This is a genomic window from Lentzea sokolovensis, from assembly GCF_033949975.1.
Classification (GTDB): Bacteria; Actinomycetota; Actinomycetes; order Mycobacteriales; family Pseudonocardiaceae; genus Lentzea; species Lentzea sokolovensis.
Window position 1 is genome coordinate 595615 of the sequence record NZ_JAXAVU010000009.1, and the last position, 24324, is coordinate 619938.

A 24324-nucleotide genomic window follows, 5' to 3' on the forward strand; every position below is an offset into this window, starting at 1 on the left:
ATCAGGCCTCCTTGCCGGAACCGAGCTCGATCGGCACGCCGATCAGCGAGCCGTACTCCGTCCAAGAACCGTCGTAGTTCTTGACGTCTTCGTGGCCGAGCAGCTCGCGCAGGGCGAACCAGGTGTGCGAGGAGCGCTCGCCGATGCGGCAGTAGGCGATGGTCTTGCGGCTGCCGTCGAAGCCTGCCTCGGCGTAGAGCTCGCGGAGCTCCTCGTCGGACTTGAAGGTGCCGTCCTCGTTGGCCGCCTTGGACCACGGGACGTTCACCGCGGACGGGATGTGGCCGCCGCGCTGGGCCTGCTCCTGCGGGAGGTGGGCGGGGGCGAGCAGCTTGCCGGAGAACTCGTCGGGGGAGCGCACGTCGACGAGGTTCTTGTTGCCGATCGAGTCGACGACCTCGTCGCGGAAGGCGCGGATCGAGAGGTCCTGCTCCTGGGCGGAGTAAGAGGTCGCCTCGCGGGTGACCTCCTCCTTGTCCAGGGGACGGCCGTCGAGTTCCCACTTCTTGCGGCCGCCGTCGAGGAGCTTGACGTTGGTGTGGCCGTAGAGCTTGAAGTACCAGTACGCGTAGGCCGCGAACCAGTTGTTGTTGCCGCCGTAGAGGACGACCGTGTCGTCGTTGGAGATGCCCTTGGCCGAGAGCAGCTTCTCGAAGCCCTCGCGGTCGACGAAGTCGCGGCGGACCGGGTCCTGGAGGTCGTTCTTCCAGTCGATCTTCACGGCTCCGGGGATGTGTCCGCCGTCGTACGCGGTGGTGTCCTCGTCGACCTCCGCGAACACGACGCCGGGCGCCTGGAGGTTTTCCTCGGACCAGGCGGCCGAGACCAGCACGTTCTCACGGCTCATGGGAAGTTGCTCCTGTAGTAGTGCGTGTCGTTATTGCGGTCGAGCGAAGGCTGGTACGTACCGGCGCAGCACCAGGTACATCTCGCACCCGAGGCACAGGCCCAGCGCCGCGTTGAGCAGTGCTGCCACCAGTGCGAAGCCGGTCGCGACCATGCCGAGCGTGGTGAGGCCCGTGGCGTAACCGAGGGTGCCGATCAGAGCGAAGACGAATCCGACACCCTGCGCGAACCGCAGCGGGGCTGCTTCCTCGCGTTCGGTGGTCGGGGTCAGGCGAGGCTGGATCGCGTAGCGGTAGACGTGACCCCACGGGTTCAACTTCAGCGAGATGAACGCGCACATCGCGAAGAGCACCGTCTGCGCGGCGAGGAGACGCCACCAGCCGGTGAGCAACACGATCGCGAGGATGACGGTCGTCATCCAGGCGGAGAAGCGCGGTCCGCGCGGGTCAACAGGGCGGTCTTTGAGCACGACGACCTCCGGGCAAACGGACGAGGGCATTCAGTCCGGCAGAGGTGGCTGATGGGCGTCAAGCAGCCCAGTTCAGCTCGTCGTGCGACACAGGCTGCTGCGCGTGCGGCACAGGTCAACCGCGCGTCGCTTCGTGAGCAGCAAGGTCATGCCAGCGAGGGTAGCCCTCAATCCCTCGGTGCGGGAGGTATGTCCATCTGGTGGAACAACGCAGGTTCACCCGACCGGATTAGGGCAAATGCGGGCGCAGGGCCTCGATCAACGAGTCGCGTTTCGGCACTCCGCCGACTCGCAGAACCTCGGTTCCGTCGGCCGTGAGGGCGAGCGTCGTCGGGGTGCGCATGACGCCGAGCTTGGTGGTGACGTCCGGGAGGTTCGTGACGTCGAGCTCGGCGTGCGTGAGGCCGTCCGTGCGGTCGGCGAGGTCGCGCAGGATCACCTTCGCGTGCCGGCACGGCGCGCAGAACGTGGTGGAGAGCTGGACCAGCGTCACCCCCGGCGCGAGCAGGTCGCGCACGGGGGCGGGCAGGTCGGCTGAAGCTTCACCACGAGAGATGCGGCCCTCGCGGACCTTGAGCAGCACACCGATCGCGCCGGCCACGGCCAGCGCGCCCAGCAGCGCCCACACACCAGTCATCGTTGGACCAACGGTACATCCGCGATCTGGCCGCTGAGCTTGAACGAACCGCTCTCCACCTCGACGGCGGTCGGCGTGGCGTTGAACGGCAGCGTGCCGGGGTCGATCTTGATCGCAAGCGCCTGGCGCAGCTGCGGGATGATCTGCTTGAGCGAGGCGTCGTCCAGCTCGATGTCATCGATGTTGATCTGGATGGCACCGCTGACCAGCGCGATCTGGCCGTACGCGGTGAGCGTGATGACCTTGCCGGCGACGTTGGTCTGGCCGGAGAGCTTGATCGCGGCGGTCGTCTTGGGCGCCTGGGGGTCGACCGGCGCCTGGGTCGCGGCGCGGTTGTCCGGCTCGATCGAGAGCTTGTCGAACGGCGTCACCTGGTTCGCGAGCCGGTTCAGGTCCGGCGCCTTGATCCGGACGCTGCCCTCGACGGTGTCGATGGTCGCCTTGGAGACGTTGCCCGCGAGCAGGTCGGCCAGCTCGACGCGGGTGTGCCGCAGGTCGGCGCCGACGTCGAGGTCGCGCAGGTCGACGCCCTGCTGCTCGTCCTTGATCGGCACGCCGTACGCGTCGATCCGGACGTGCGTGTAGTCACCGCGGATCGCCTGCAGGATGAACGGGAACCCGTTGATGCGCACCGACGGGTCCTCGTTGAGCTGCAGCTTCTCCCGCATCCGCTGGGCGATCTGGTACTCACCGGCCGCCGCGAGCGCGAAGTCGGCCGCGACGAGCAGCACGCCCAGCACGATCACCGCGATGATGAGGAACTTCCCGCGCCGCGACTTCTTCTTCGGCTTGGCGCGCGCCGGGTTCTGGCCGGAATACCCTGCAGTCATTCCTCGTCCTCGATCTTGGCGACGATCCATGCCGCCATCCGGTCTACCAGGTCTGGAGTCGCGGCCGATTCGGCGTGCCGCATGCCGGGTTCGATCCACAACTCGGCATGTCCTGAGGACGCGCGGTGCAGCGACCTGGCGTGGTCCACGGAGAAATAGTGGTCCAGGTCACCGTGCACGATCAGCAGTGGGGTGGGCGTGATCCGTCCGACCACCTCCAGCGGACTCTCCGGCGCTTGTACCCAGCTGCCGCCGAGCCGAACCCCGAGCGCCCGTGCCGCGAGCTTGCCGTGCGGCTGCTCCAGCAACCAGTGCACCCGGCGCATGGGAGCGGTCTCGCGCGACCACCACCGGGCGGGTCCGCTGACGGAGGCGACGGCGTCCGGCCTGGTCTCTCCCAGCACCGCGTGCCGCAGCACGATCGAGGCGCCCATCGAGAACCCGACCGTGGCGACCTTCGAGTAACCGAGCTCGCGGGCCTTCAGAACGGCCGCCTCGATGTCGTGGATCTCGTCCGCGCCGACCGTGGAACGGCCTTCCGAACGTCCGTGGCCGCGGAAGTCGAACGCGACGACACCGGCTTTCCTGGCCATCCGGGCGAGCACGCGCGAGACGTACGGCCGGCGCACGTTGTTCGTGAACCCGTGCCCCACAACGAAAGCGAGGTCGCTTTCACTCTTGTAGTGGACGCCGTGCAGACGCACCCCGTCATGTGACATGGATGTAACAGGCATGACGCTTGTGGAAACAAGTGTGAGCACGGCTTCTTGACCTGGGACTTTCTCGGGGTGCACCGGTATTGTCTCCGTCATCCGCAGGCAACGGGGCCCGGTCACCGTACGCCGCTGGTCTGGTCCAGGTGACCGACCACGGCCGATTTGGAGGGCGCCGCGATGAGCATCGACGTGCTTCTGCTGACGACAGACCCGGACCCGGAGGCAGTGCTTCCGGCGCTGGCTCTGCTTCCCCACGCCGTACGTCCCTTGCGCCCGGAGGTCTCCGCGCTTCTCGAGGCCGGACCGCACGACATCGTGCTGATCGACGCTCGCACCGACCTGGTCGGCGCGCGTTCGCTGTGCCGCCTGCTGGACTCGTCCGGTGTGGACGTGCCCGTGGTGGCGGTGGTCACCGAGGGCGGCCTGGTCGCGGTCAACTCCGACTGGTCGGTCGACGAGATCCTGCTGCCGAACTCCGGCCCCGCCGAGGTCGACGCCCGCCTGCGGCTGGTCCGCTCGCGCCGCGGCACGACGCAGCCCGGTGGCGACGGCGCGATCCAGCTCGGCGACCTCGTGATCGACGAGGCCACCTACACCGCGCGGCTCAAGGGCCGCCCGCTCGACCTCACCTACAAGGAGTTCGAGCTGCTCAAGTACCTCGCGCAGCACGCGGGCCGGGTCTTCACCCGCGCCCAGCTGCTGCAGGAGGTCTGGGGCTACGACTTCTTCGGCGGCACCCGCACGGTCGACGTCCACGTGCGACGGCTGCGCGCCAAGCTCGGCCCCGAGCACGAGGCGCTGATCGGCACGGTCCGCAACGTGGGCTACAAGTTCGTCCGCCCGCCGCGTCCCGGATCGTCCCGCCGCCCGTCCGACCTCGCCGAGGTGGAGATCGACGACTCCGCCCGCGTCCTGGATGAGCGTTTGATCGCGCGGTAGGTTCGCCTGTGTGGCGCAACTGAGCTGGTTCGAGGAGCTGACGGCCGACCAGGCCGCCGAGGTGACCGGGTTGCTGGAGGCTGCCCGGGGCACCGACGGCGTGGCCCCGGTCGGCGAGGCCGTGCGACTGCGGATGCGCCCCGGCGCGACAGGCAGCAGGCACCTCTTGGCGCACCTGAACGGCGAACTGGCCGGGTACGCGCACGTCGACCTGATCGGTGACTCCGGCGGGAACAAGGTCGCCGAACTCGCCGTGCACCCGAAGCACCGTCATCAGGGCGTCGGCGAGGCACTGGTGAAAGCGCTCCCGCAGGAGTCGCTGCGGATCTGGGCGCACGGCGGCCATCCGGACGCCGAGAAGCTCGCGGAGAAGCTCGGCTTCCGCAAGGTGCGCGAGCTGCTGCGGATGCGGCTGCGCGTCGAGAACGACCTGCCGGAGCCGTCGGTGCCCGAAGGCATCACCATCCGGCCGTTCGTGCCCGGCAAGGACGAGGCCGCGGTCGTCTACGTGAACCACCGCGCGTTCGACTGGCACCCCGAGCAGGGCGCGATGTCGATCGAGGACGTGCGCGCGAAGGAAGAAGAGCCCTGGTTCGACCCCGAGGGCTTCCTGCTCGCGTTCGACGCCGACGGCGAGCTCGCGGGCTTCCACTGGACCAAGGTGCACACGCCAGAGCTGGGCGAGGTCTACGTCGTGGGCGTCGACCCGGACCGTCAGGGCGGCGGCCTGGGCAAGGTGCTGACCCTGGCCGGCCTGCGTCACCTGCGCGAACAGGGCGTCAAGGAAGTCATGCTCTACGTCGAGTCGGACAACACCGCGGCGGTCCGCGTGTACACGAAGCTCGGCTTCACCCTTTGGGACGCCGACGTCCAGTACGCCCGGTAGTCAACGTACCGTCACAAAACGCATACGCGCTGGTCACGCGGTCACTCTTTTGGCCGTGTGACCCGTCACTTCCCGTTCGGTGTTCACCTCCCGTTCACCCTGACTAGGTGGTCTGTCCATTCTGGCTACCTACCTTCCGTAGCAAGCGGCGGGTTCGTCGCGAACCGCTAATGCTTCCGCAAGGTGGAGGACCCAGGTGAAGATCCAGCGGCACGGTGCCGTTCTCGGCCTCGTCGCGGCCAGCGCGCTGCTGCTCGGTGCGTGTGGCAGTGACAACAACGCGCCGGCAGGTGGCAACGACACCTCGTCGAACGCCGCCTCCGTCCCGGTCGAGTGTGGCGGCAAGACCAAGCTCAACGCTGAGGGCTCCTCCGCGCAGAAGAACGCGGTCGACGCGTTCGTGCAGGCCTACCAGGCCGCCTGCCCCGGTGTGGACCTCGCGTACAACCCCTCGGGCTCCGGCGCGGGCGTGAAGAACTTCAACGCCGGCCAGGTCGACTTCGGTGGCTCGGACTCCGCGCTCAAGGAAGGCGCCGAGACCGAGGCGGCCGCCAAGCGCTGCCAGACCAACCCGGCCTGGAACCTGCCGCTGGTCTTCGGCCCCGTCGCCGTCGGCTACAAGGTCTCCGGTGTCGACAGCCTCGTGCTGGACCCCAAGACCACGGCCGCGATCTTCTCCGGCGCCGTCAAGAAGTGGAACGACCCGGCCATCAAGGCGCTGAACGGCTCCGCGACCCTGCCGGACAAGGACATCTCGGTCATCTACCGCTCGGACGAGTCGGGCACGACCGACAACTTCCAGAAGTACCTGAAGGTCGCCGGCGGCTGGACCAAGGGTGACGGCAAGCAGTTCAAGGGTGGTGTCGGCGAGGGCAAGGAGAAGTCCGCCGGTGTCGCGCAGGCCGTCGGCTCCATCGACGGTGCCATCACCTACGTCGAGTGGTCGTTCGCGCAGGACAACAAGCTCTCGATCGCCAAGATCGACTCTGGTGCCGGCGCCGTCGAGCTGACCGCCGAGTCGGCCGGCAAGGCCATCGACGGTGCGAAGGTCAAGGGCGAGGGCAACAACCTCATCCTCGACCTCGACTCGATCTACGGCTCCAAGGCCGCCGGCGCGTACCCGCTGCTGCTCGCGACCTACGAGATCGTGTGCTCGAAGGGCTACGACGCCGACACCGCGAAGGCCGTCAAGGCGTTCCTCACGGTTGCCGCCACCACCGGTCAGGCGCAGCTCGCCGACGCCGGTTACGTGCCGCTGCCGAAGGCGTTCCAGGACAAGCTCCTGACCGCCGTGAAGGCGATCGCCTGAGGTTGATGCGAAACTTCGGCTGACACACAGACGCGATGAATGATCCCGTCGCGGCCTTGCGCCCCGCCGGCTCCGGTGACACCGGGGCCGAGCGGGGCGTCGCGGCTGCTCCCACCGCCTCGGAGGCTCCGATTCCCCCGACACCGGAAGCTCCAGAAACGACCAAGGCACCTCACGTCCGGCCTGGTGACCGCATCTTCCGCGGCCTGGCGACGGGGTCCGGTGTCTTCATCGTCGTCCTCATCGGCGCGATCGGCCTGTTCCTGATCCTGCAGGCCATCCCGTCGCTCGGGCTGGACAACGTCAACTTCCTGACCAGCCGCGAGTGGAACACCACCGACCCGACGAACCTGCGGTTCGGCATCCTCGACCTGACGCTCGTCACGGTCGTGGTCGCACTGGTCGCCCTGCTGATCGCCATGCCGATCGCGCTGGGCATCGCGCTGTTCCTCACGCAGTACGCGCCGCGCAACCTGGCCCGGCCGTTCGCCTACGTCATCGACCTGCTCGCGGCCGTGCCGTCGATCGTCTTCGGCCTCTGGGGCCTGTTCGTGCTCGGCCCGGTGCTCTACCCGTTCTCCGAGTGGCTGATCGCGAACCTCGGCTGGATCCCGATCTTCGCCAAGGGCAACGTCAACGTGCAGCTCGGCGGCACCATCTTCACCGCGGGCATCGTCGTCGCGGTGATGATCCTTCCGATCATCACGGCCGTCAGCCGCGAGGTCTTCGAACGCACGCCCACGATGCACGTCGAGGGCGCCATCGCACTCGGCGCGACCAAGTGGGAGGTCGTGCGCACGACCGTCCTGCCGTTCGGCAAGGCCGGTTACGTCAGCGCCTCGATGCTCGGTCTCGGCCGCGCACTCGGTGAGACCATCGCCGTCGCGATCATCCTGAGCACCGCCACCAGCTCGTTCGGCTGGTCTCTCTTCGACGGCGGCTCGACGTTCGCGTCGAAGATCGCGCTGGCCGCGCCGGAGTTCAACGACGCGCGCTCGGCCGGTGCCTACATCGCGGCCGGTCTGGTGCTGTTCGTGCTGACCTTCGTCGTGAACGCCATCGCGCGCTCGATCGTCGCCGGCCACAAGGAGTACGAGTGAGCACCAATCTCGCGGATCCTCAGCGCCTCGCGACGCCGCCGACGTTCCAGTCGGTCAGCGTCAGCCGCCGGATCAAGAACGGCATCGCCACCGCACTCGTGTGGGGCGCGTTCCTGATCGCGATCATCCCGCTGGTGTGGGTGCTCTACACGGTGATCCAGCGCGGCTTCCCGGTCATCCTCGACGGTGACTGGTGGCAGAAGTCGATGTCGGGCCTCCTGGCCCGGCAGCAGGGTGGCGGCGCGTACCACGCGATCTACGGCACGCTGGTCCAAGGCCTCGTCTGCGCTGTGATCTCCGTGCCGATCGGCATCATGATCGCCATCTACCTCGTCGAGTACGGCGGCCGCTCGCGGCTGTCGAAGGCGACGACGTTCATGGTCGACATCCTCACCGGTGTCCCGTCGATCGTCGCGGCGCTGTTCGTCTACACCGTGTGGATCACGACGTTCGGTCTCGGCCGCAGCGCTCTGGCCGTGTCGCTCGCGCTGGTGCTGCTGATGGTGCCGGTCATCGTGCGCACGACCGAGGAGATGCTCAAGATCGTCCCGGACGAGCTGCGCGAGGCCTCCTACGCGCTGGGCATCCCGAAGTGGAAGACGATCGTCAAGATCGTCATCCCGACCGCGCTGTCCGGCATCCTGACCGGCATCATGCTGGCGCTCGCCCGCGTCATGGGTGAGACCGCACCGGTGCTGGTGCTGGCGGCGTACGCCCCGTTCATCAACTACAACCTCTTCGACGGCCCCATGGCATCGCTGCCGTTGATGATGGTGAACGAGCGCAACAACCCGACGGCGGCGGGCTTCGACCGCATCTGGGGCGCGGCGATCACGCTCGTCGTCCTCATCACCCTGTTCAACCTCCTGGCGACCGTGATCTCGCGGGCGCTGGCGCCGAAGACGAAGTGAGCGGGCGGACATGGCCAAGCGACTCGACATCAAGGACCTGAACCTCTTCTACGGCAAGTTCCACGCCGTGGAGAACGTCTCGCTCGCGGTGCCGCCGAAGAACGTCACCGCGTTCATCGGCCCCTCCGGTTGCGGCAAGTCGACCGTGCTGCGGTCTCTGAACCGCATGCACGAGGTCGCGCCCGGTGCCCGTTGCGAGGGCAAGGTGCTGCTCGACGGCGAGGACATCTACGCGTCCACTGTGGACCCGGTCGAGGTGCGCCGCACCATCGGCATGGTGTTCCAGCGGCCGAACCCGTTCCCCACGATGTCCATTCGCGACAACGTGGTGGCGGGCCTGCGGCTCTCGGGCGTGAAGGACAAGAAGAAGCTCGACGAGGTGGCGGAGCGCTCGCTGCGCGGCGCCAACCTCTGGAACGAGGTCAAGGACCGCCTCGACAAGCCCGGCGGCGGCCTCTCCGGTGGTCAGCAGCAGCGTCTGTGCATCGCGCGCGCCATCGCGGTGCAGCCCGACGTGCTGCTCATGGACGAGCCCTGCTCGGCCCTGGACCCGATCTCCACGCTGGCGATCGAGGACCTGATCACGGAGCTGAAGAAGGAGTACACGATCGTCATCGTGACTCACAACATGCAGCAGGCCGCGCGCGTGTCCGACCAGACCGCGTTCTTCAACCTGCTGGGTGTCGGTCAGCCCGGCCAGCTGATCGAGGTCGACGACACGGAGAAGATCTTCTCCAACCCCAGCCAGAAGGCGACCGAGGACTACATCTCCGGCCGGTTCGGCTAAATTCGCGGGTTGGACTATCTTGCTGGCGTGAGCCCGCAAAGCAAGCCCCGCAAGAAGAAGCAAGGCAAGGCGCCCGGCCGCAGGCCCGAGCAGCAGTCCCCGTACGGGGCGTTGCTCGAGTCGGCGGCCGCGCTGCGTTCGGAGTCCTGGTTGCTCGCGGACGCCTGGGCGAGCGAGCTCTACGCGACGCTCTGGCTCGCCGGGTCCGGCACCGACCCGCTGGTCGAGGCGTTGCGGAAGATGGACGACCCCGCGGCGCTCACCGCGTTGCGCGCGCTGGCCGGTGTGGGCACGGAGGAGAGCAGGTCCGCCGCGTTCGCCGCCGCGGAGACCGTCGCGGCACGAGGTGTCGCCGAGCCGTCCTGGTACGTCGCCGGCACCGTGCCCGACTTCCGCGACGCCTTCCTCGTCACGAACCTGTTGGGGGACGTCGAGGTCATCGCGATCACCCAGGAACGCGCGGGTCTCGGTGAGACCGTGCTGTTCATGCGGCAGCCGGTGCTCGGGGCCACCGCGATCGAGCTGTTCGCGACGCCGGCCGAGGGCACCGTGGCGCTGCTGGAGGACATGATCGCCTCCACGCCCGAGGCGTTCCGCGACGAGATCACGCCGTTGAGCGCCAGCGACGTCTACGACCGCGTGTGGCCGGACGTCGAGCAGTTCTGGGAGGACGGCCCGGACGAGGAGGCCGAAGAGGGCCTGATGGGCGAGGAGGACGTGCGGCACCCGGTGCAGCTCATCGCCCTCGCCGACGCCCGCGTGAGCCTCCTGGTGCCCAAGGAGTACGAGATCCCCGCCGTCAGTCCGGAAAGGACGGACGAGGTCGTCGAGGCGTTCCTGGCCTCAGAGCACGGGATCGCGGACGTCGAGGCCGCGCGGGCGTTCGCGCGGATCGTCGTTTCCGCCGCGGTGGAACAGAACCGCGACCCCGTCGTCTACGGACCGGCGTCGCTGACCGCCGTGCTGATTCTGAACGTCGCCGCCAAGCTGCACGTGAGCGACGCGGATCTGGCCCTGCTGCCCGAGATCGTTCGGGCGTGGGCCTACTTCACCGTGGACGCCCGGGATCTGCCGCGCGACGAGGCGCGAGCGGTGTGGGACGAAGAACTGCCCACCGTGCTCGCCGAGTTCTCCGAGGCCTACGCCGATCCGGAGCTGGTGGCAGAGCGCGATGGGCAGTTTCGCTGATTCCTGAAGGATCTGGAAGATCTAGAGGTTCTCGTCGTCGCCGTAGCCGGGCATCCGGCCGGTGACGACGAAGACCGTGCGCTTGGCGACCGACACGGCGTGGTCGCCGTAGCGCTCGTAGAAGCGGCCCAGCAGCGTCACGTCCACCGCGGCGGGGACGCCGTGCTGCCACTCCTTGTCCATGATCACGGAGAACAGGTGGCGGTGGATGTCGTCCATCGCGTCGTCCTCGTCCTCGAGGCTGCGCGCGCGGTCGACGTCCTTCTCGCGGATGATCGACGCGGCCTCGTTCGCGAGCTTGACCGCGATCCGGCCCATCTCGGAGAAGTACGGCTGCACGTCCTCGGGCAGCGCCGACGCCGGGTGCCGGCGACGCGCGGCCTTGGCCACGTGCAGTGCCAGGTCGCCCATGCGCTCTACGCTTTCGGCGGCGTGGATCACCGCGAGCACCGTGCGCAGGTCGGTCGCGACCGGCGCCTGCAGTGCGAGCAGTGCGTACGACTGCTCCTCGATGCTGGAGCGGACGTCGTCGACCTTCTGGTCGCCGCCGATGACCTGCTCGGCCAGGCCGAGGTCGGCCTGCAGCAGTGCCGTGGTCGCGTTCTGCATCGCCTCGGCGACCATGCCGGTCATGTCGGCCAGCTGGTCGGCGAGCTGTTCAAGCTGGTCGTGGTAGGCCTCGCGCATGGCGCTCAGCCTACGTCCCGACCATCGCGGCAGCGACATGCCAGCATGAACCGCAGATGAACCCCAGGCGAATCACTTCGCCGCGCAGGGGTCCTGTGCCGCGTTCACAATGGACAGACCGTCGCCCGGCTGACCAGCTGCCTGACCCTGCGGAGTGCCCTGCTGAGTACCCGCCTTGGGCGACTGGATCTTCTCGTCGAAGCCCGCGCCGATCGTCAGCTGGATCGCCCCGCCCATCTCCGGTGCCTCGACCATTTCCGCGCCGGGCACGGCGGCCTTGAGCGTCACCGCCTTGTTCTCGTTGCCCTTCGCGAACTTGATGATCGTCTTGGGGGCGTTCTCCGGTGCGTTGCCCCGCTGCGCGATCTTGAACCCCTGTTGCTCCAACGCGTTCGCCGTCCTGCCGACCGCGCCGTCGTTGGTCGGGTCCCCGTTGAGCACCTGGATGGTGACGTCCTTGGGGTCGATCACCGTGCCGGGCTGCGCGGGAGCGTTGGTCTCGCCGGGCTTGCCCTCGACGGGCTTCTCCTGCGGCAGCGGCGTTCCGTCGATGATCGTCTGGAACAGCGCCTTGACGTCGTCGTCCTTGAGCCGCTCGATGTTGTCGTCGTTCGACTTCGTCGGGCCCTCGTCGGTCCAGTGCGGCATCGTCACGAACGAGACGCGACCGGCGTCGAGGCTCTGCAAGGAGTTCGCGAGCTCCAGCAACTGCGCCACACCGACGTTGTCGCCGGCGGTGGACTTGGTGAGAGCGTTGATGAAGTTGTTGAGCTTGGTCGGGCTCAGCAGGACCTCGTTCGACAGCGCCTGCCGCAGCATCGCCGACAGGAAACCCTGCTGCCGCTTGATCCGGTCGAAGTCCGTGCCGCTGTCGCCCTGGGCCTGGACCTTGCGAGCGCGCACGTACTGCAGCGCCTGGTCGCCCTTGAGCGTGTACTTGCCCGGCTTCTCGAGGATGACACCGAGCTCGTCGTCCTTGATCGCGGTCGGCGAGCAGATCTCCACGCCGCCGATCGCGGTCGACATCTCGCGGAAGCCGACGAAGTCGATGCTGACGAAGTGGTTGATCTTGAGGCCGGTCAGCTGGGTCATCAGGTTGGCGACGCACTCGGGCCCACCGTCGTTGTAGACGGAGTTCGCCATGACCTCGTTCGCCGGCTCCAGCGGGCCCGCGTACTGCCCGTTGTCCGGGTTGTAGGTGCGGCAGGCAGGCCGGTTGACGCGCACGTCACGCGGCAGCGACACGACGACCATGCGCTTCCGGTCCGCGGGGATGTGCGCGAGCATGATCACGTCCGACCGCGCGCCACCCTCCTGCGCCTGGGTGCCGACGTTGTCGCCCGCCTTCGCGCCCGCCCTGGTGTCCGAGCCGACCAGAAGGAAGTTCTCGTCACCGAGCTGCTTCTCGGCCTGTTGCACGGCCTGCGAGTTGCCGCCCAGCGCGTCGATCTTCGTGAACCTGGAGTCGGCCCACTGCATCGCGGCCCAGCCGATGCCCGTCGACGCGAACACGACGGCCGCGGCGGCGATCGCGCCGATCCGGCCGGCGCGCATCAGCTTGCGCTGCTGGGGCGTGCGACCGGGGATCCGCTTCTCGCCGGCTTCCTGGCCGAGGGCGACCGGCTCGGCGAACTCGGTCGCCTCGTCGACGAGGTCGTCCTCGTCGCCGTCCTTGACCCACGGCATGAGCTTGGCGCGCCGTTCCTTGCGCTGGCGCTCCTGCTCCAGCAGTTCGTCGTGCACCGCCGAGAACCGCGCGAGAGTGTGGTCGACCTCGCGACGCTTCTTCACGTCGTCGCCGATGGCCTCCATCTCGGTGGTGAGGCTCAACGGGTCCATGTCTTCGCGCTTCTCGACCTTGGCCACACCCGCCGCCGAGGCGATCTGGGTGGCCTCGGGGCCGGGAGCGTCGGCCTTGGGCTCGTCCACGGGCTCGGCGCCGAGCCGGTTGGCGAGGCCACCGGGAATCGGCCGCGGACCACTGGATTCCGCCCTCGGGGGCATCGGCCGGGGACCGCTCGACTCCGCGCGCGACGGCATCGGCTGCCTGCCGGTCACGTCCCCGTTCGGGGGCATGGGGCGGCGGCCGGTGTTCTCCGGTCCCTCGCCGGGGACGGGAGGACGCGGAATGCCGTTGGACGACGGTGCTTCGCCTGCCAGGAGGCGGCGAGGCGCGGGGCCGTCCGGCGTCCCGCCTGGCACGGGGGGCCGCTGGAGACCGTTGGGCTCGCCGGGGACCGGCGGGCGCTTGAGGCCGTTGGGCTGCGAGATCTCGCCGGGGACCGGAGGGCGCGGGATGCCGTTGGACGACGGGGGGTCGCCGGGGCCGGGCCTGCGCGGCGGTACTCCGCCGACCTCGGGTCCTGGCCGGCGGACCGTGCCGGCGGGCATGCCGTTCGCCTCGGGCACGCCAGGCGTGGGACGCCGGGGAATGCCGTTCGAGGAAGGCGCGTCGCCGGGAGGCATGCGCCTGGGGTCGCCGGGAGCCGGCGGCCTGGGCATGCCGTTCGAGGTGGCGTCGGGTGCCGGCGGGCGCGGGATGCCGTTGGACGACGGAGCGTCGCCGGGGGCGAGCCTGCGCTGCGGAGCGCCGTTGGGCGGCATCTCACCCGGCACGGGACGCCGGATCTGGCCGCTCGGCGGCTCGCCGGGGACCGGGCGGCGCTGCATGCCCGTCGCGTCGGGCCTCGGGCGCTGGCCGGTCTGCTCGACCCGGTAGGCGCCGCTCTGTTCCGGATTCGGGATCGGAATCTGGGCAGGCCTAGGCCGTGGACCGGTCTGCTCACCAGGAGCGGGACGCGGGCGCGCCGGAGGCTGCTGAACGCCGTTCGGCTCAGGCGGAACGTCCGCCCTGCGCCGCCTGCCGGTCGGGTCGCCGGTGAAGTTCTGCGGGGCGGCCTGCTCAGGCCGCGGGCGCGTACCCGTCTGCTCACCAGGCCGGTGAGCTGCGGGTGGCTGCTGCCGCGGTGCCTGTGGAGGCTGCTGTGGCGGTGGTGGCTGGTGCACCGGGGGATCAGGCAGAGCACGCCTGCCGGTGGGCGCGGGTGGGTCGGGCAGGGCACGCCTGCCTGTCGTGGGTTCTTCGGGCGAGCCTGGCGGGACGGGTCGGGGGATGTTCGTCCTGCTGTGCTGCTCGATGAGGTCCGAGACGCTCAGGCCCCCAGAGCCTTCCATCGAGCGACGTCTACGGCCGGTCGGCTGGTCGTGCTGGGGATCCTGATCACCACGGGAAGAGGGGCCGCCACGTCGGGGGTCGTCGGGCACCCAATCTCCCTTCTGGGTCAGAAGCAAAAGCGGTTCGTCATTACGAAGTGACGTCGACCGGGACACAAGGGTTGCATCACCGGCGTGTCAGTTGCGCCCGCGATACTACGGATGTAGGCCACTTCTGACGACCACTCCGGGTGATAGAGCTGCGATCTGTACGCGATTACGAGCAGTCCGCTTGCCCTGAACGGGTGAGCCAGGTCACTCAGTAGTAACCGAGAACACGTGTCTCAGTGATCGCACGCCTGCCAGCGGCAGCACCTGCGAGGCGAACCCGTCCATCGGCACGGTACGCCACCGCGTTGCGTCCCGACTGCTTAGCTGTGTAGAGGAGGCTGTCGGCGCGGAGCAACTGCTGCTCGGCGCTGACGGCCGGACGTTCCGGCGCCTCGTCCGCGGGCGGCTCGTACGCGAGGCCCGCGCTGACGGTCACGCGCAACCCTGGCGCGATCTCCTGCCACGGGTGACGCTCGACACGTTCCCGGGCCTTCTCGACGATCTCCAGGGCGCTGGAGGCGTCGACACGAGGCAGCACGAGCACGAACTCCTCGCCGCCGTAGCGGGCGCAGAAGGCGCCCTCGGGCAGGCCCTGCTGGAGCATCTCGACCACGCGCTGCAGCACCCGGTCGCCGAGGAGATGACCGAAGGTGTCGTTGACCTGCTTGAACCAGTCGAGGTCGATCAACGCGATGGCGAGCCCGTGCCGGCACGCTCCGTGCTCGGTCAGCAGGTCCATCAGCCGTTGGTCGAGGTAACGGCGGTTGTAGGAGTCGGTGAGGCTGTCGCGCAGGCTCTGCTCGCGTGCCTCGGCGTGCTCCCGGCGCAGCAGCTCGACCTCGCGGCGCAACTGCTCCGGAACGTGCGGCTCCTCGACCTGGTCCGCGTGGACGAGGTCGAGCGCGGAACGCAGGTGCAGGTACGCCTGGCGCCACTGGCCGCGGGAGGCGAGCAACGTCGCGATGGACTCGTGCAGCCCCACAAGGCCAGGACCCTGCTTGTCGACTGGGGCGTCGGCCTGCTGGGTCTCTGCGGTTTCGGGTCGCAGCGCGGTCATCGCGGTCACCTCCTTACTTGGCAGGTGTCGTCCCCAAGTAGGCGGCGCTTGAGCAAGAAGGACACGTGGGGGTGGGATTTCCCCCGTCCGGTTGACCGTCAGCTGCTCCGATCCAGTGAGCTTGGAAGATCAACAATCCGTTCAGCCACCGAGGCAGGGCGCGAACCCGTACACCTCGTCGTCCAGGAGCACGACGTGCAGTGAGCCGATCTGGCTGCCGATCGCCTGGTCCTCCTGGCGCAGCGTGATCGTGACGGCGACGACGTAGACGTCGCCGCGCGGATGAGCCTTTTCGCCCGGTGGCGCCCAGTCGGCGTCCGTCCGCAGCGTGGTCCACGTCGGCTCGACCTTGATCGTCGCGCCGCGCAGGTCGCACGTCTTCTGCCTGAAGTCCGGGTGCTGCGTGTCCTTCAGGAGTTGTGCCTGTTTGGACGCGCCCTCGTCGCCCGCCTTGTTGACCTGGGCGTAGTACTCCTTGAACTTGGCGCGGTCGCCGTCGCTCAGCCGGACCGGCTTCGCAGAGCCCGCGACCGGACCGCCGCAGCCCGCGACCAGCGCGAGCGAGGCCAGGAGGACCGCGACGCGTTCAGCCACCGGAGTGCATCACGTCCGCACCGGAGGGCACCGTGGCGTCCTCCGGGTCGTCCAGCCAGCCCTCGGGCAGCACGACCTTCGCCGACGAGCCCTGCCTGCCGCGCGGCCCCTCGGCGTTCTCGGGGAACGGCACCGACCGGTCGAGCGTGCCGATGAGGTCGTCCAGTTCCTGCAGGCTCGACACCATCGCGAACGCCCGCCGCGTGTCGCCGCCGACCGGGAAGCCGTGCCAGTACCAGGCCATGTGCTTGCGCAGGTCGCGCAACCCCTTGTGCTCGCCGTCGTGCGCCGCGAGCAACTGGGCGTGCCTGCGCAGCACGTCCGCGACCTCGCCGAGGCTCGGACCGTCGGGGATCGGTTCGCCCCGGAACGCCGCCTGCAGGTCCCGGAACAGCCACGGCCTGCCGAGACAGCCACGCCCGACGACCACGCCGTCGCACCCGGTCTCAGCGACCATGTCGAGCGCGTCCTGAGCGCTGAAGATGTCGCCGTTGCCCAGCACCGGAATGCTCGTCACGGCCTCCTTGAGCCGCGCGATGGCCGTCCAGTCGGCCCTGCCGGAGTACCGCTGCGATGCCGTGCGCGCGTGCAGTGCCACGGCCTGTGCACCCTCGTCCTGCGCGATACGGCCCGCGTCGAGGTACGTCAGGTGGTCGTCGTCGATGCCGATGCGGAACTTCACGGTGACCGGCATGTCCCCGGCGTTGCGCACCGCGGCCCGCACGATCTGCCGGAACAGCTCGCGCTTGTACGGCAGCGCCGCTCCGCCACCCTTGCGCGTCACCTTGGGCACCGGACAGCCGAAGTTCATGTCCATGTGGTCGGCGAGGTTCTCGTCCACGATCATCCTCGTGGCCTCGCCGACGTTGCGCGGATCCACGCCGTAGAGCTGCATCGACCGGGGGCTCTCCCCCTCGTCGAACGTGATCATGTGCATGGTCATCGCGTCGCGTTCCACGAGGGCGCGGGCGGTGATCATCTCGCAGACGTAGAGCCCGGCCCCGTACTGACGGCACAGCTGCCGGAACGCCACGTTGGTGATGCCGGCCATGGGGGCCAGCACAACGGGCGGGTCGACGGCGAACGGGCCGATCTTCAGCGTGGAGGGAACGGACACGCCCTTCAGGTTACGGCACTGACCTGCCGTGATCTTCACCGAGAGTGACCGTGAAGGCGTCCAGGACGGCTACCTGGTGGCGACGTTCGTCACGTTCGCCGTTGGTCCAGCGATGGCCGTTCGCGCATTCCCACTGCGGATCCGTGCCGTCGCCCTGGACTAGGCAGCCGCCGAGCACGAGAAGACCGGCGTCCGCCGCCTGCCTCGCTTGTTCGGCCGGGCGGCCGAACATGATCGGGACCGCCTCGGCTCCGCAGTCCGGGCACGACTCCTCGACCGGCCTGGCAACGTGCCTGGTCAGCGCTTCGAAGGTCTCCTGGTCGAACGCCACGAACCGGATCGTGTCGATGATCGCCAGCGAGCGGATCGTCAGCGCGGCGATCTCCGCCGCCCGTTCGGTGGGGAAGCCGTAGACGCCGGTCGCGATCGCCGGGAAGGCGATGCTCTCGGCCTCGAGCTCCTCCGCGAGCAGCAGTGAGCTGAGATAGCAGCTGGTGAGCACCTCGTCCTCGCCCTGCTCACCGTCCTCCCAGACCGGCCCCACCGTGTGAATCACGTGCTTGACCGGCGCGAGGTCGAAGGCGGGCGTGGCGACGGCCTTGCCCGGTTCGCACGGCGCCAGCCTGGACCCCGCCTCCGCGAGCCTCGGCCCCGCCGCGCGGTGGATCGCGCCGTCAACGCCACCGCCACCGAGCAACGACTCGTTGGCCGCCGTGACGATGACGTCAACTCTTTGTTGCGTGATGTCGCCGAGCACCACTTCGATCGTCCCCATGCTGACCAGCGTGGCAGCGGATTCCTTGCGGTATCGCAGACTTCACTGAACGCGAACACCCCCGGTGCCCCGATCGGGTGTCAGACCCTTCTGCCAACATGCCCTTGGAGGTGGCCTAGCTCATGGGGGCGGTTGCACTGATCAGGTCCGGGTTCGAGCGGTTCTTCGTCGACGGACCGGTCGGCATGCCGACCGGCGGCGGCGAACAGCAGGTCATCGCCGTTCAGCAGGTGGGTGAGCTGGCCCTGCCGACGGGCAGACTCGTGGCGGCGGACCCGTTCGTCGTGTGGCCGGAGGACGCCGAGTCGTTCGCCGACGAGGTCGAGCCGGGCACGTACCCGGTGTCGGTCTCGCTGGTCTCGTACATCGACGGCGACGGGTTGCCGGACGAGCGGCAGGGTTACCGGGTCGCGGCCGCCAAGGTGACGGTGAAGGACGAGCCCGCGTACTCGTGGCGTCCGGCGGTCGTGCCCGGCGAGCACGTGCCGATGCTGCCGGTGATGCCGGAGTTCGGCTACGAGGTGAAGTCGAGCACCGGCGCGTTCTTCGACCTCGCCGCCGCCTCGGCGCTGGACCGCCTGGCGGGCGACGACGCGTTGGGCAACTGCGCCCTGATCGACGCGCTCGGCGCCGTGGGCGGTGGCCGTGGCCCCGCCAACGTGACCGACGCCCGCACCGGCCTGAACGTCGTCGCGTTCTCGACCGGCTGGGGCGACGGCGTCTACCCGACCTGGGTCGGCCGCAACACCGCGGGCGACCCGGTCGCGTTCGTCACTGATTTCTTCGTGATCAACCGGATCTAGAACTCGACGTTCACGCACGCCAGTCGTGGCCCGGCGGTGCCTGCCTCGCCGGGCTTGGTGTGCGTGTGTTCGTTGTGCAGCACCACGGACTGCGCGTGGCGTTCGGTGAACTGCCAGTCCACAGAGGACTCTGTGTGGGCGAAACCGTTGCCATCGGTGTGCACGTCGAGCCAGATCTCGTTGCGGGGGTTGGCATAGGCGGGGTCGACGGACGGCTGCACCGGGTCGGCGATGTTCTGGAAGTGCGGCCCCGAATCCGCCGGCGCCGCTCCGCACTTCCTCACGTGGACGTGCGCGCCGTAGGCCCGGTGTGGTTGCAATCCGTTCAACACCAACAACACTGTCGTGCCGCCACGGACCGCCGGCACCCCGACGACGGTGACCTTGGCTCCGGCCGGGACCTTGGCGTCGTACGTGACGGCTTTCGCCGTGGCGCTGTAACTTTCGAACTTCGCGGACGTGTGAGCCACCTTCGCGGGGTCGGCGTGCGCGGTTCCGGTGAACACGAACGCGGCGGCGACCGCGACTGCAAGCGTCTTCATGGATCACCTGCTTAGTGCCAACGGCCCAGCCCCGCCATTTTTCGACGTTTCAACTGCTCAGAGGCGGGTAAGCGGATGTGGTGAGCGAAGCCGAGGAATCTCACCAGCGCAGACTCGCCCGCAACGTGAACGAGCTGCTCCAGGAGCTCCGCGTGGCCCAGGCCGGCGTGCAGATCCTGTTCGGTTTCCTGCTCTCCATCGCCTTCACCGACAAGTACACCGACGTGGGTGGCTACATCCGCGTCACCCACCTCGTCACGGTGCTGTGCGCGGCGGCGGCCGTCGCCTTCCTCACCGCTCCCGCAGCGTGGCACCGTGTCCTGTTCCGCCAGGGCCGCCGCGAGGACGTCGTCCGTTTCGGCAACACGTTAGCCCTGGTGGGCATGGCCTTCCTGGCTCTGGCGATGACCGGCACCGTCCTGCTGCTCGCCGAGGTGATCCTGGGCGGCTGGCCCGCGATCGTGGTCGGCGTGCTGGCGTTCGTCGTCTTCACCGGCCTCTGGTTCGCGGTGCCGTTCGCCTCATCCGAGAGTGCTCAGGACCGCGAGCGCCCCTAGCCCGAGCGCCACCGGCACTGCCGTCAACACGTTCTTCCGCGTCGGCCGCGGCTGCTCGCGCAGCACCAGAATCCCCAGCGGCACCAACGCAATGCACAACCCGGCCGTTCCGACGATCGACAGCACCTCGGTGCCCTTCAGAACCCCGAGCGGCAACAACCCCATGGTCGCCAGCGCCACCGATCTGATCTTGCCGAGCGCTCCGGACCGGTACGCCCCGAAGGCCAGCACGAACCAGCCGAACATGACCGTGAAGGACAGGAAGCTGAACAGGTGCAGCTCTCCATATCCCTTCGCCACCAGGTCCGTAGCTCCCTCGACGCCCAGCTGCCTGGTGGCGCTGAACGCCGCCTGATCCACCCCGGCGTGAAAGGTCCGCCCGAACAACCCGACCGTCACCAGCATCCCGCCCCAAGCCGCCCACCTGGGGTTCTTGGTGCCGATTCGCTGCGCCAGGCAGGCGACCGCGGCCCACATCACGACGTTCCCCGCCAGAAACGTCGTGTACGCCGCCCGCATCAACTCCGGATGCTCGGCCACCGCCCGCAGCTGGTCGGGGAAGAAGAAGTTGAACGGCGACCGCAACAGCGTGCCCACCAGCAACAGCACCGGCCCCAGTACGAGAGCCGTGCCACCCACCCACCCGTTCGGAAACCTCATGGTCGTTGACGCTGCCAGCGTCGCGACCGCCTGTGATCGGCCCGCGGTCCGACTCCACCCTCAGACCGTGGTCCGAGGCGCCTCGTCGTGCAGGAGCTCGGCGAAGATCCTGTGCGCCAACGGCTCGCTCCGCACGCTGTTGGTCAGCACGGCCACCGCGACCCCTTCGTCCGGCGCCACTCGAAGAAAAGCCTTCTGCCCCTTCGAAACCCCGGTGTGCCCGACAACGCTGTTCTTGTGGAGCATCCACCCGAGTCCCCAGCCGACCACGCCGATCCCGAGGTCCGGCACGGACTCGACCTGGGGCTCCCGCAACACCGCGAGCTTCGGGTCGTCGAGGTGCAGCCGCACGAACTCCAGCAGCTCACGCGCACTCATCGCGAAGTGCGACCCGCTCGGCGCCGTGCCGTAGGCGACCGCCCACTCGGTGACCGGTGACCCGTCCTCGCGGTGCCCGACCGCGGCCCGGTGCAGGATCGCCTCGTCCGCGTCGGTGACAACGGTCCGCAACCCCAGCGGTGTCACCAACAGCTCGCGCAGCACGTCGTGGAACAGCCGGCCGCGCAACACCTCCACCAGCCTGCCCAGCACCACGAACCCGCTGTTGGAGTACGAAAAAGCAGTGCCGGGCGGAACGGGATGCTCCTCTTCGGCGATGGCGTCGACGAATTTCTCGATCGCGTCGCCGTTGCGCCCTGTGTCGAAGAAGTGGTTGGCGGCGATCCCACCCGTGTGCGTGAGGAGATGACGAGCCGTGAGCGAAGCGGTGAACCCAGGCAAGTAGCGGCAAACCGGACTGTCGAGATCCAGCACCCCGTCGTTCACGAGCTGCTGCACGAGCGTGGCCGTCCAGATCTTGGTGATCGATCCGACCTTGAACACGGAGTCGTTCGTCACCTCGACCCGAGTGCGCGCGCTCAGCACACCCGCGGCCTCGTCCCGTACCTCCCCACGCGCCAGCACGGCCACCTGAGCACCCGGAACGTCGTATTCGTCGATCAACTCACCCAGCCTCGACCCCATCCGGAAAAACCTACGGACCGGCATGTCGATTCGCGGTCTGGCCGTTCGACGCATGAGTAGACGGACGAGAAACCGGGTGAGACCGGGGCGGCGATGAGGAACACTCGGGCGTACCGATGAGTTCCTACAGCGTTGCGGGTCTCCACCGGTGTCGCGAAGAACCTGATGCCAGCAACCTAGTGAGGGCCTGACATGCCTGCTGCGATCCAAGACCGGCCGACCGCACAAGCGGGCAAGACACCCCTGGTGGTGCGTCTGCTGGTGCTGGCCACGTTCGTCGTGATCCTGAACGAAACGCTCATGATCAACGCGATTCCGCGCCTGATGGAGTCGATGCACGTCACCGAACAGGCCGCGCAGTGGGTCTCCACCGCGTTCATGCTCACCATGGCCGCTGTGATCCCGGTCACCGGCTGGTTCCTGCAGCGCGTCACCACCCGCCAGGGCTACGCGATCGCGATGGGCGTCTTCCTGGCCGGCACCGCCATCTCCGCCGCCGCGCCGACGTTCACGATCCTGCTGCTGGGCCGCATCGTGCAGGCCGCGGGCACGGCCGTGATGATGCCGCTGCTGATGACCACGCTGATGACCGTCGTGCCGGAGCAGGACCGAGGCCGCGTCATGGGCAACGTGACGCTCGCGATCTCGGTGGCCCCGGCCCTCGGCCCGGCCATCTCCGGCGTGATCCTGCAACTGGGCTCCTGGCGCCTGCTGTTCGTGGCCGTCCTCCCGATCGCCGGCGCCGTGACCTACTTCGGCCTGCGCCACCTCGACAACATCGGCGAACCCCAGGTCAGCACCCTCGACTGGGCCAGCGCGGCCATGGCGACCCTCGGCTTCGGCGGCCTCGTCTACGGCCTGAGCCTCTTCGGCGAGGGCGAATCGAACCTGGGCCCGAGCATCGGCATCGTCATCGCTGGTGCCGCCACCATCGCGTTCTTCGTGCTCCGCCAGCTCAAACTGCAGCGAACCGGCGCGCCCCTCATGGACCTGCGCACCCTCACCCACCGCACGTTCGCGCTGGCGCTGGCCCTGATGTGCATCGCGTTCCTGGCGATGATGGGCTCGATGATCCTGCTCCCGCTCTACCTGCAGAACCTGCGAGGCCTCACCCCGCTGCAGACCGGCCTGCTCCTCATGCCGGGCGGCCTGGGCATGGGCCTGCTGGGCCCGACCGTCGGCCGCCTGTACGACCGCCTCGGCAGCCGTCCGCTGGTCCTGCCGGGCTCGATCGGAATCGTGCTCTCCCTCGCCGGCTTCACCCAGGTCTCGATGACCATGCCGTACTGGCAGGTACTCGCCCTGCACGTACTCCTGATGATCAGCCTGGCAGCGACGTTCACCCCGATCTTCACCCTCGGCATGGGCGCGCTCCCGCCGAACATGTACCCGCACGGCAGCTCGATCCTCGGCACGCTCCAGCAGGTGGCGGCAGCCCTGGGCACCGCCCTGGTCGTGACGGTGATGTCCGCCCGCACCGGCCAACTGGTCGCAGACGGCACCACCGCGGCGTTGGCGCAGCTGAGCGGCATGAAGCTGGCGTTCGTGATCGCCACCGTCCTGGCCGCGGCCACGATCGTCGTGGCGGTCATGCTGCCGAGCCGGACCACGAAGTCCGGCGATGTCATCGCCCACTGAGTTCTTGGACATCGTCGAGCAGGAGATCACCGGTGCCGTGCAGGGCGTGCTCGTGCGCCCGGCAACCGGAAGCCGTGCGGGAGTGCTGGTCCTGCACGGCTCCTACGGCCCAGGCACGCTCGACCGGTGCAGGCTCCTGGCCCGCGCCGGCCTGATGGCGTTGGGACTGCGCTGGTACGGCGGCGAGGGCCAGCCGCCAGGAATCTGCGAGGTCCCGCTGGAAACGTTCAGCGCGGGCCTGGACCTCCTCCAGACCGAAGGCGCCGGGAGACTCTCCGCGCTGGGCCTGTCCAAGGGCGCCGAAGCCGCACTGTGGCTGTCCGTCCTGGACCAACGCACCGCCGCTGTCGTGGCCCTGTCGCCACCATCCGTGACCTGGGCGAACCTCGGCGCGGGAACTGACGGCCAAAGCCACCCGTGGCGCTCGTCGTGGACCTGGCAAGGCGAGCCGCTCCCGTTCGTGCCACGCGACAAGACCTGGGAGCCGAAACCACGTGAGGACGGCCTCGTATCCCTGCGAGGCTGGTACGAACACAGCCGCGAGCTCTACCCCGACCACTACGAGGCAGCGGCCATCCCAGCGGAGAACACCAAGGCCGAACTGGTCCTGGTCGCCGGCGGAGACGACCAAACCTGGCCGTCGCTTCCCGCCGCGAGAACACTGCGAGACCGCAGGCTCGCCACCGGACTCCCCACCGTGCTGATCGAACGGCCCGCCGCAGGCCACCGCCCCCGCCTGCCGGGAGAAGAACCCGCAAGCCCGTCGACGTACCTCTGCTACGGCGGCACCGACGCCGACGACGCGGCCTTGGGAACAGCCGCCTGGCCGCACGTCCTGAACGCCCTGCGCGGCCCCTGAACGCGGGTGGGGCCCCGGACATGTCCAGTCCAGGGCCCCGTTTTGCCGCCCATTTGCGCACACCAGCGACGTTTAAGAGACGGATCAGTCCTTAGGTCGCCGCGCTCTTCCGTTGAGCTACGGCCGCACG

The 24324-nt window shown here is 68.7% G+C and carries 26 protein-coding genes; 11 read left to right on the forward strand and 15 right to left on the reverse strand.

Going from position 1 to position 24324, the window contains the following annotated elements:
• Position 1: 1 nt before the first annotated feature.
• From SK854_RS20335 to SK854_RS20355, 6 genes are all read right to left on the reverse strand, one after another.
• On the reverse strand, positions 2-847 hold the full coding sequence (locus SK854_RS20335) for a sulfurtransferase (protein ID WP_319976675.1): 846 nt from the start codon (positions 845-847) through the stop codon (positions 2-4).
• A gap of 30 nt (positions 848-877) precedes the next feature.
• Positions 878-1315 carry a DUF4395 domain-containing protein gene (locus tag SK854_RS20340; RefSeq protein ID WP_319976676.1) on the reverse strand — a complete coding sequence of 146 codons (438 nt, stop codon included), beginning with the start codon at positions 1313-1315 and terminating at the stop codon, positions 878-880.
• Between the two features lie 72 nt (positions 1316-1387).
• On the reverse strand, positions 1388-1465 hold the full coding sequence (locus SK854_RS48250; RefSeq protein WP_360045477.1) for a putative leader peptide: 78 nt from the start codon (positions 1463-1465) through the stop codon (positions 1388-1390).
• 79 nt (positions 1466-1544) lie between these two features.
• Entirely contained in the window at positions 1545-1952 is a 408-nt protein-coding gene (locus SK854_RS20345) for a thioredoxin domain-containing protein (protein ID WP_319976677.1), read from the reverse strand.
• Entirely contained in the window at positions 1949-2782 is an 834-nt protein-coding gene (locus SK854_RS20350) for an LmeA family phospholipid-binding protein (RefSeq protein ID WP_319976678.1), read from the reverse strand. The genes SK854_RS20345 and SK854_RS20350 overlap by 4 nt, the downstream gene beginning before the upstream one ends.
• Entirely contained in the window at positions 2779-3486 is a 708-nt protein-coding gene (locus tag SK854_RS20355; RefSeq protein WP_319976679.1) for an alpha/beta hydrolase, read from the reverse strand. The genes SK854_RS20350 and SK854_RS20355 overlap by 4 nt, the downstream gene beginning before the upstream one ends.
• Before the next feature lie 189 nt (positions 3487-3675).
• Here SK854_RS20355 and SK854_RS20360 point away from each other — a divergent pair, with 189 nt between their 5' ends.
• The 7 genes from SK854_RS20360 (at position 3676) to SK854_RS20390 (ending at position 10618) form a co-directional block, all read left to right on the forward strand.
• A complete protein-coding gene (locus tag SK854_RS20360) occupies positions 3676-4437 on the forward strand; it encodes a response regulator transcription factor (protein WP_319976680.1) in 762 nt (253 codons plus the stop codon).
• A gap of 10 nt (positions 4438-4447) precedes the next feature.
• Positions 4448-5323, forward strand: coding sequence for a mycothiol synthase (mshD, locus tag SK854_RS20365; protein ID WP_319976681.1), 876 nt, complete (start codon positions 4448-4450; stop codon positions 5321-5323).
• 196 nt (positions 5324-5519) lie between these two features.
• A complete protein-coding gene (pstS, locus tag SK854_RS20370; protein ID WP_319976682.1) occupies positions 5520-6632 on the forward strand; it encodes a phosphate ABC transporter substrate-binding protein PstS in 1113 nt (370 codons plus the stop codon).
• 35 nt (positions 6633-6667) lie between these two features.
• Positions 6668-7732, forward strand: a complete 1065-nt coding sequence (gene pstC / locus SK854_RS20375; RefSeq protein ID WP_319976683.1) for a phosphate ABC transporter permease subunit PstC — start codon at positions 6668-6670, stop codon at positions 7730-7732.
• Positions 7729-8643: a phosphate ABC transporter permease PstA gene (gene pstA, locus SK854_RS20380; RefSeq protein ID WP_319976684.1), complete on the forward strand. Its 915-nt coding sequence runs from the start codon at positions 7729-7731 to the stop codon at positions 8641-8643. Before pstC ends, pstA begins: the two co-directional genes overlap by 4 nt.
• Before the next feature lie 10 nt (positions 8644-8653).
• Complete coding sequence (gene pstB / locus SK854_RS20385) at positions 8654-9430, forward strand: phosphate ABC transporter ATP-binding protein PstB (RefSeq protein WP_319976685.1); 777 nt, start codon at positions 8654-8656, stop codon at positions 9428-9430.
• A gap of 27 nt (positions 9431-9457) precedes the next feature.
• Positions 9458-10618, forward strand: coding sequence for a hypothetical protein (locus SK854_RS20390; RefSeq protein WP_319976686.1), 1161 nt, complete (start codon positions 9458-9460; stop codon positions 10616-10618).
• Between the two features lie 21 nt (positions 10619-10639).
• Here SK854_RS20390 and phoU read toward each other — a convergent pair whose 3' ends face one another.
• From phoU to SK854_RS20420, 6 genes are all read right to left on the reverse strand, one after another.
• Complete coding sequence (gene phoU, locus SK854_RS20395) at positions 10640-11305, reverse strand: phosphate signaling complex protein PhoU (protein WP_319976687.1); 666 nt, start codon at positions 11303-11305, stop codon at positions 10640-10642.
• A gap of 72 nt (positions 11306-11377) precedes the next feature.
• Entirely contained in the window at positions 11378-14479 is a 3102-nt protein-coding gene (locus SK854_RS20400) for an LCP family glycopolymer transferase (protein ID WP_319976688.1), read from the reverse strand.
• A 298-nt stretch (positions 14480-14777) separates the two neighbouring features.
• The gene (locus SK854_RS20405) at positions 14778-15626 is read right to left on the reverse strand and encodes a GGDEF domain-containing protein (protein ID WP_319976689.1); all 849 of its coding nucleotides are present in this window, start codon (positions 15624-15626) and stop codon (positions 14778-14780) included.
• Between the two features lie 141 nt (positions 15627-15767).
• Positions 15768-16220, reverse strand: coding sequence for a hypothetical protein (locus SK854_RS20410; protein ID WP_319976690.1), 453 nt, complete (start codon positions 16218-16220; stop codon positions 15768-15770).
• A complete protein-coding gene (dusB, locus tag SK854_RS20415; protein ID WP_319976691.1) occupies positions 16213-17337 on the reverse strand; it encodes a tRNA dihydrouridine synthase DusB in 1125 nt (374 codons plus the stop codon). The genes SK854_RS20410 and dusB overlap by 8 nt, the downstream gene beginning before the upstream one ends.
• A gap of 10 nt (positions 17338-17347) precedes the next feature.
• The gene (locus tag SK854_RS20420) at positions 17348-18112 is read right to left on the reverse strand and encodes a macro domain-containing protein (protein ID WP_319976692.1); all 765 of its coding nucleotides are present in this window, start codon (positions 18110-18112) and stop codon (positions 17348-17350) included.
• A gap of 122 nt (positions 18113-18234) precedes the next feature.
• Between SK854_RS20420 and SK854_RS20425 the strand changes: the two genes are divergently transcribed.
• Positions 18235-18915 carry a DUF4241 domain-containing protein gene (locus tag SK854_RS20425; RefSeq protein WP_319976693.1) on the forward strand — a complete coding sequence of 227 codons (681 nt, stop codon included), beginning with the start codon at positions 18235-18237 and terminating at the stop codon, positions 18913-18915.
• Here the strand turns inward: SK854_RS20425 and SK854_RS20430 are convergent.
• Positions 18912-19457 (reverse strand): superoxide dismutase, encoded by a 546-nt coding sequence (locus tag SK854_RS20430; RefSeq protein ID WP_319976694.1) that lies wholly within the window; start codon positions 19455-19457, stop codon positions 18912-18914. The two genes, SK854_RS20425 and SK854_RS20430, sit on opposite strands and share 4 nt — an antisense overlap.
• 80 nt (positions 19458-19537) lie before the next feature.
• On the opposite strand from SK854_RS20430, the gene SK854_RS20435 reads away from it, so the two are divergent.
• Positions 19538-20014, forward strand: a complete 477-nt coding sequence (locus tag SK854_RS20435) for a DUF6328 family protein (RefSeq protein WP_319976695.1) — start codon at positions 19538-19540, stop codon at positions 20012-20014.
• Here SK854_RS20435 and SK854_RS20440 read toward each other — a convergent pair.
• Both SK854_RS20440 and SK854_RS20445 read right to left on the reverse strand, forming a co-directional pair.
• Complete coding sequence (locus SK854_RS20440; RefSeq protein ID WP_319976696.1) at positions 19979-20674, reverse strand: hypothetical protein; 696 nt, start codon at positions 20672-20674, stop codon at positions 19979-19981. The two genes, SK854_RS20435 and SK854_RS20440, sit on opposite strands and share 36 nt — an antisense overlap.
• Positions 20675-20734: 60 nt before the next feature.
• A complete protein-coding gene (locus tag SK854_RS20445) occupies positions 20735-21697 on the reverse strand; it encodes a serine hydrolase domain-containing protein (RefSeq protein WP_319976697.1) in 963 nt (320 codons plus the stop codon).
• A 192-nt stretch (positions 21698-21889) separates the two neighbouring features.
• On the opposite strand from SK854_RS20445, the gene SK854_RS20450 reads away from it, so the two are divergent.
• A complete protein-coding gene (locus SK854_RS20450; protein WP_319976698.1) occupies positions 21890-23335 on the forward strand; it encodes a DHA2 family efflux MFS transporter permease subunit in 1446 nt (481 codons plus the stop codon).
• Positions 23319-24194, forward strand: a complete 876-nt coding sequence (locus SK854_RS20455) for an acyl-CoA thioester hydrolase/BAAT C-terminal domain-containing protein (RefSeq protein WP_319976699.1) — start codon at positions 23319-23321, stop codon at positions 24192-24194. The genes SK854_RS20450 and SK854_RS20455 overlap by 17 nt, the downstream gene beginning before the upstream one ends.
• Positions 24195-24324 lie beyond the last annotated feature (130 nt).

Excerpts from the sequence above, each read along its gene's own strand:
- SK854_RS20445 (WP_319976697.1), bottom strand. The coding sequence starts at position 21,697 with ATGGGGTCGAGGCTGGGTGAGTTGATCGACGAATACGACGTTCCGGGT.
- SK854_RS20440 (WP_319976696.1), bottom strand. The coding sequence starts at position 20,674 with ATGAGGTTTCCGAACGGGTGGGTGGGTGGCACGGCTCTCGTACTGGGG.
- pstC (WP_319976683.1), top strand. The coding sequence starts at position 6,668 with ATGAATGATCCCGTCGCGGCCTTGCGCCCCGCCGGCTCCGGTGACACC.
- SK854_RS20450 (WP_319976698.1), top strand. The coding sequence starts at position 21,890 with ATGCCTGCTGCGATCCAAGACCGGCCGACCGCACAAGCGGGCAAGACA.
- SK854_RS20420 (WP_319976692.1), bottom strand. The coding sequence starts at position 18,112 with ATGGGGACGATCGAAGTGGTGCTCGGCGACATCACGCAACAAAGAGTT.
- pstB (WP_319976685.1), top strand. The coding sequence starts at position 8,654 with ATGGCCAAGCGACTCGACATCAAGGACCTGAACCTCTTCTACGGCAAG.
- SK854_RS20350 (WP_319976678.1), bottom strand. The coding sequence starts at position 2,782 with ATGACTGCAGGGTATTCCGGCCAGAACCCGGCGCGCGCCAAGCCGAAG.
- SK854_RS20360 (WP_319976680.1), top strand. The coding sequence starts at position 3,676 with ATGAGCATCGACGTGCTTCTGCTGACGACAGACCCGGACCCGGAGGCA.
- SK854_RS48250 (WP_360045477.1), bottom strand. The coding sequence starts at position 1,465 with ATGACCTTGCTGCTCACGAAGCGACGCGCGGTTGACCTGTGCCGCACG.
- phoU (WP_319976687.1), bottom strand. The coding sequence starts at position 11,305 with ATGCGCGAGGCCTACCACGACCAGCTTGAACAGCTCGCCGACCAGCTG.
- SK854_RS20345 (WP_319976677.1), bottom strand. The coding sequence starts at position 1,952 with ATGACTGGTGTGTGGGCGCTGCTGGGCGCGCTGGCCGTGGCCGGCGCG.
- SK854_RS20455 (WP_319976699.1), top strand. The coding sequence starts at position 23,319 with ATGTCATCGCCCACTGAGTTCTTGGACATCGTCGAGCAGGAGATCACC.
- SK854_RS20430 (WP_319976694.1), bottom strand. The coding sequence starts at position 19,457 with ATGAAGACGCTTGCAGTCGCGGTCGCCGCCGCGTTCGTGTTCACCGGA.
- SK854_RS20400 (WP_319976688.1), bottom strand. The coding sequence starts at position 14,479 with ATGGAAGGCTCTGGGGGCCTGAGCGTCTCGGACCTCATCGAGCAGCAC.
- SK854_RS20405 (WP_319976689.1), bottom strand. The coding sequence starts at position 15,626 with ATGACCGCGCTGCGACCCGAAACCGCAGAGACCCAGCAGGCCGACGCC.
- SK854_RS20425 (WP_319976693.1), top strand. The coding sequence starts at position 18,235 with ATGGGGGCGGTTGCACTGATCAGGTCCGGGTTCGAGCGGTTCTTCGTC.
- SK854_RS20335 (WP_319976675.1), bottom strand. The coding sequence starts at position 847 with ATGAGCCGTGAGAACGTGCTGGTCTCGGCCGCCTGGTCCGAGGAAAAC.